At 64.4% G+C, this 5,258-nt stretch carries 4 protein-coding genes; 1 reads left to right on the top strand and 3 read right to left on the bottom strand.

All coding sequences use genetic code 11. From position 1 onward, the window contains the following. Nucleotides 1–70: 70 nt before the first annotated feature. On the top strand, nucleotides 71–1,105 hold the full coding sequence (locus VN856_RS07680; RefSeq protein WP_325687711.1) for a pyridine nucleotide-disulfide oxidoreductase: 1,035 nt from the start codon (nucleotides 71–73) through the stop codon (nucleotides 1,103–1,105). Here the strand turns inward: VN856_RS07680 and VN856_RS07675 are convergent, their stop codons facing one another. The 3 genes from VN856_RS07675 to VN856_RS07665 all read right to left on the bottom strand — a co-directional run. Beyond that, nucleotides 1,106–1,777 carry a hypothetical protein gene (locus tag VN856_RS07675; RefSeq protein WP_325687709.1) on the bottom strand — a complete coding sequence of 224 codons (672 nt, stop codon included), beginning with the start codon at nucleotides 1,775–1,777 and terminating at the stop codon, nucleotides 1,106–1,108. Next, the gene (locus VN856_RS07670) at nucleotides 1,765–2,178 is read right to left on the bottom strand and encodes a thioesterase family protein (RefSeq protein ID WP_325687713.1); all 414 of its coding nucleotides are present in this window, start codon (nucleotides 2,176–2,178) and stop codon (nucleotides 1,765–1,767) included. The genes VN856_RS07675 and VN856_RS07670 overlap by 13 nt, the downstream gene beginning before the upstream one ends. A gap of 2 nt (nucleotides 2,179–2,180) precedes the next feature. Then, nucleotides 2,181–5,258, bottom strand: a 3,078-nt coding sequence (locus VN856_RS07665) for an NAD-glutamate dehydrogenase domain-containing protein (RefSeq protein ID WP_325687707.1), incomplete at its 5' end; no start/stop codon positions are given.

The raw sequence follows: 5,258 nt of genomic DNA, 5'->3' as shown, positions 1-5,258 counted from the left end.
CGGACGATGGGATGTTGCCGGCCAACGCCGCGGTGTGGCTGGCCTCGACGCCAATCTCTACACCTAACCCATGACTTACGCGTGGACGGTTATCGGCGCCGGGCCTGCGGGCATCGCTGCCGTGGGAAAGCTTCTCGATCGTGGGATAGCCAACAAAGACATCGCCTGGATCGATCCAGCGTTCGCGGCCGGAGACATCGGCGCGAAGTGGCGATCGGTGTCCAGTAATACAAAGGTTGGTACCTTCCTGGAATATCTGAACGGCGCCAACGCCTTTCGGTTCTCTGAAGCACCCCCGATGCCGCTGACCGAAACAGACCCTGAGGAAACGTGCGCCCTAGCCCTGGTCGCTGACCCACTCAGGTGGATCACCGGACAGCTCCGGGAGCGCGTGGACACCGTAGAAAGCACGGCGATCGGCCTGGTCCTGGAGAACCGGCAGTGGCGGATCGAAACAGAGCAGCAGGACCTGACGTCGGCCAATGTGATCCTGGCGGTGGGGGCAATCCCAAAGAAGCTCAACTACCCTCAGCTGAAAGAGATCCCGCTAGAGGTCGCTCTCGACCCCGAGAAGCTCGCCACGGAGCCGTTGGGCGACACCACGGTGGCGGTGTTCGGATCTTCACACTCGTCGATGATCGTGTTGCCACACTTGCTGCGTCACCCGGTTGCGAAAGTGATCAACTTTTATCGTAGTCCGCTCAAATATGCTGTCTATCTTGATGATTGGATCCTGTTCGACGATTCCGGCCTCAAAGGTCGAGCGGCCGTCTGGGCGCGAGAGAACGTCGACGGTGTGCTCCCGGACCGTCTGGAGCGGTGCCTGGTCGACGGTCCGGAATTCGCGGAAAAGCTCGCCGAGTGCGACCTTGCGGTGTACACGGTCGGCCTGGAGCGCCGGACGCTGCCTGAAACCCGACAATGGGGCCAGCTGGATTACAACGCCGACAACGGGATTCTGGCTCCCGGACTCTTCGGGATTGGGATCGCATTTCCTCAGCGAGCGGTCGACCGCTACGGCTACGTCGAATACCGCGTCGGCCTGAAAAAGTTCATGGATTACCTCCAGGAGATCCTGCCGTTGTGGTTGCAGTACTCCACGTAGTCAGCGCAGCACCAGCGCCGGATCGCCCCGACGTCGGTACACCGAGCCGAATCGCGCATCGATGCGCAACCAGGCCGGCAGCACGCGAACCCGCACGATCTCGTCGGCAGCGACAGCTTCGGACGACTGCGGCAGGAAACCCATTGCCGTCAGCGCGAATACACATCGCATCGGGACACCGACGCTGCCCTCGGCCGAGCTGACCTGGATCACCTCCTGGTCCAGCAGCGACACCGGCGGCCCCTGAGCGCTGCCGTGCTCCTTGGCCAACTGGCCGCCGCGCTGAGCCAAATCAAGCATCAGGCGGGCCGGCACATCGTCGAGATGGGCGAAGCCCGAGTCCGGTGGCAGTGCTCCCCGCCACGCCGAATCCATCGGAAAGCCCGGGTTGACGTAACCCGTGCTGTCGACGGCAGCCAGTCCACGCGCCAATTCGTCTGCACCAACCGACAAGTCGTCGGGGCGGACGATTCCGGCCACCACCCTGCTGGCCAGCACGTCCAAGCCGGTCGCCGCCCAGGCAGTGAACTCCCCGGGCGAACGTGTCCGCAATCGGACGACCGCGGCGGCGTCGAGTCGCGCCGCCCGCTCGGCGAACGCGGTCAAATCGGCGCGCTGGGCGGCGACGGATTTCGGCCCCAGCCACACGCCCCGCTCGGCTACCTCAACCACCGCTGGAGGTATTCCCGATGATGCGGCGTCAGACGCACCAGCCGCTGCTCGTCGATGTTGAACGCGGCCAGTTGCGACTCGCCGATCACGGCAGGCTTTGACTCCGGATCGGCGTTAACCGAACGCACTTCATAGCCGAGCGTGAAATCGACCGCCCGTAACCGCCTCGTCCACATCGTCACCTGCAGCGGCGAATCAATGAGCCGCAGTTGACCTTTGTAGGTGACACGTACGTCGGCGATCAGCAGGCCGATTTCGAGGATGTCTGACTCGAAAGCCGGTTTGAGGAACGGAACGCGTGCCTCTTCCATGATCGTGACCATGGTCGCGTGGTTGACGTGCTGATACATGTCGATGTCCGACCACCGGACCGGGACCGGCGCCACGAAACCGACTGGCATGCTCAACCCGCTGCTCCTCGCCCGCTGGTCCGCGTCATCGAGCGGATCTGGCGCGCCGCCACCGACAGTGTGGCCAAGTCCTTTTGACCGCTGTCATGGATTTCGCTCAGTGTCCGCCGGGCCCGCTCAACTCGCGATGCGCTGGTGTGCTCCCACTCGGCGATCTTCTCTTCGCCGGTTTCGTCCGGCTCGCCGACGGCGAGCACGTCGAAACACAACGAGCGCAGCGACGAGTAGATGTCGTCACGAACTGCCAGGCGTGCCAACGAGTGCCACCGATCAGCGCGCGGAAGCTCGGATATCGCGGTGAGCAGACCGTCGGTACCGAGCCGGTCCATCAGCGCGAAGTAGGTGTCGGCTACTTCGGCCGGTTCACGGTCCTCGATGTCGGCGACGTCGATGATGTCGAGCAGGCTGTACCGGTACAGCCCGGCGGCCACCATGTAGCCGAGATCCGCTGACGCGCCCTGGTGGGCGAATTCCGCGGCTTCCTTCTCCACGATCGCCTTGTCGTCACCGCGCAGCCACTCCGACATCCGCGGCGTCAGCGCCGCCACTTTCTTTGCGAATCGGTTGATTTCGGCGCCCACCGCCAACGGTTGGGGGCGGTAGTTGAGCAACCAGCGTCCGGCGCGGTCGATCAGCCGACGGGTGTCCAGCGTCATCTCATCGGACACCGCGATCGGTAGCCCCGCCGCGCGGATGCTGTGCCACAGTTGCTCGATCCCGAAGATGGCGTCGGTCGCGGCGTAGGTGCGTACCGCATCCACCGGACCCACCCCGGTGTCCTGGGTGATCCGGTAGTCGTAGCTGATGCCGGCGGTGTCGACCAGATCGTTGACCAGCATGGTGGTCACGATCTCGCGTCTTAGCTGATGCGAGCGGATCGCCGGGCCGCACCGTTCCCGCAGCTGCGACGGGAAATACCGCGGCAGCTTGCTGGCGAACACCTCTTGATCGGGCAGATCGGTTTCCAGTAGTTCGTCCTTGAGCGTCAGCTTGACGTGTGCCATCAGCGTCGCGAGTTCCGGTGAGGTGAGCCCGATGCCGACCTCAAGCCGGCGCGCGATCTCCTTGTCCGAGGGCAGCGCTTCCAGTTCGCGGTTGAGCCCGCGCTCGGCCGCCAGATATTTGATCTGGTCGGCGTGTACCGGTAGCAGGCTCGGGGCGTTGGCCCGGCTGGTGCCGATCAAGTCGTTCTGGTCCGCGTTGTCGGCGAGCACCAATGCGGCGACCTCGTCGGTCATCGACTCGAGTAGTTGCGTGCGGTCACCCGGATCGATCTTGCCCGCGGTCACCTGCGAGTCGACCAGGATCTTGATGTTGACCTCGTGGTCTGAGCAGTCCACACCGGCCGAGTTGTCCATCGCGTCGGTGTTGATCCGTCCACCACACAGGTCGAACTCGACCCGGCCGCGTGCCGTCACACCGAGATTGCCGCCTTCGCCAACGACTTTCGCGCGCACCTGGTTCGCGTTGACGCGCACCGCATCGTTGGCCCGGTCACCCACGTCGGCATCAGATTCCGCCTCGGCCTTGATGTAGGTGCCGATACCTCCGTTGAACAACAGATCCACCGGGGCCCGCAGGATGGCGCGCACCAGATTCGGTGGCGCCATCTCGGTGACGTCGTCTTCGATGCCCAGTGCCGCACGCACCTGGTCGCTGATCGGGATGGATTTGTGCTCGCGGCTGTAGACCCCGCCGCCCTCGCTGATCAGCGACGTGTCGTAGTCGTCCCAGCTGGAGCGTGCCAGGTCGAACATCCGGCGTCGCTCCTGCCACGACGCGGCCGGATCGGGGTCGGGGTCTAAGAAGATGTGGCGGTGGTCGAAGGCGGCCAGCAGGCGGATGTGGGTGGACAACAGCATGCCGTTGCCGAATACGTCGCCGCTCATGTCCCCGACGCCGACCACGGTGAAGTCCTGGGTCTGGGTGTCGACGCCCATCTCGCGGAAGTGCCGCTTGACCGCTTCCCACGTCCCTTTGGCGGTGATGCCCATCGCTTTGTGGTCGTAGCCAACGGATCCACCGGACGCGAACGCGTCGCCCAGCCAGAAGCCATAGGACTCGGCGACCTCGTTGGCGATGTCGGAAAACGTTGCGGTGCCTTTGTCGGCGGCCACCACCAGGTAGGCGTCATCGCCGTCGCGTCGCACGACTCCCGGCGGGGCCGTGACTTCACGGGTGGTGTGGTCGACGTTGTCGGTGATGTCGAGCAGTCCGGAGATGAACAGCTTGTAGCAGTCGACGCCTTCGGCGCGGTTGGCGTCGCGATCGGCGGCGGGATCACCGGTGGGCAGCGGCGGCTGTTTGACGACGAAACCGCCTTTGGCGCCGACCGGCACGATGACCGCGTTTTTGACGGCCTGCGCCTTGACCAGACCCAGGATCTCGGTGCGGAAGTCCTCCCGACGGTCCGACCACCGCAGGCCACCGCGCGCTACGTAACCGAATCGCAGGTGCACACCCTCGACGCGGGGCGAGTACACGAAGATCTCGAACTTGGGGCGCGGCAGCGGTAGCTCCTCGATCAGCTGCGCATCCAGTTTCAACGACAGTACATTCTGGCTGCGGGCCGATCCCTCGTGTTTCACAAAGTAATTGGTGCGCAGCGTTGCCTGAATCAGTTCGGCGAATGCGCGCAGGACGCGGTCGGTATCCATACTCACCAACGCGTCGATGTCCGAGGCGACCGCCGCCGCGGCAGCCTGCGCGTCACGGCTCTTCGGCGAGCCCGATGGATCGGGATCGAACAGCGCCTCGAACAACGTCACCAATGATCGTGCGGTGTCAGGGTTTTCGTTGACCACCGATTCTATATGGGACTGGCTGTACGGAAAACCGGCCTGCCGCAGATACTTTGCGTAACTGCGCAGCAGGACAACCTGCTGCCAGGTCAGGTCGGCGCGCATCACCAACTCGTTGAACCGGTCGATCTCGGCGCGGCCTTCCCAAATCGCGGTCACCGCATCGGCGAAACGCTGAGCGGTGGCCTCGCGCGCTGGACCCGGCTGCGCCAGCGGGACGGTGGGCTGCGGCGCGATCTTGAACTGGTAGATCCACACCGGCAGCCCGTC

Source organism: Mycobacterium sp. (genome assembly GCF_035603715.1).
GTDB lineage: Bacteria > Actinomycetota > Actinomycetes > Mycobacteriales > Mycobacteriaceae > Mycobacterium.
The sequence above is the reverse complement of the archived record's forward strand: the minus strand, read 5'-3'. Positions and strand labels throughout refer to the sequence as shown.

Bases quoted from the DNA above. Each gene is read 5' to 3' on its own strand.
- VN856_RS07680 (WP_325687711.1), top strand. From the start codon at position 71: ATGACTTACGCGTGGACGGTTATCGGCGCCGGGCCTGCGGGCATCGCT.
- VN856_RS07670 (WP_325687713.1), bottom strand. From the start codon at position 2,178: ATGCCAGTCGGTTTCGTGGCGCCGGTCCCGGTCCGGTGGTCGGACATC.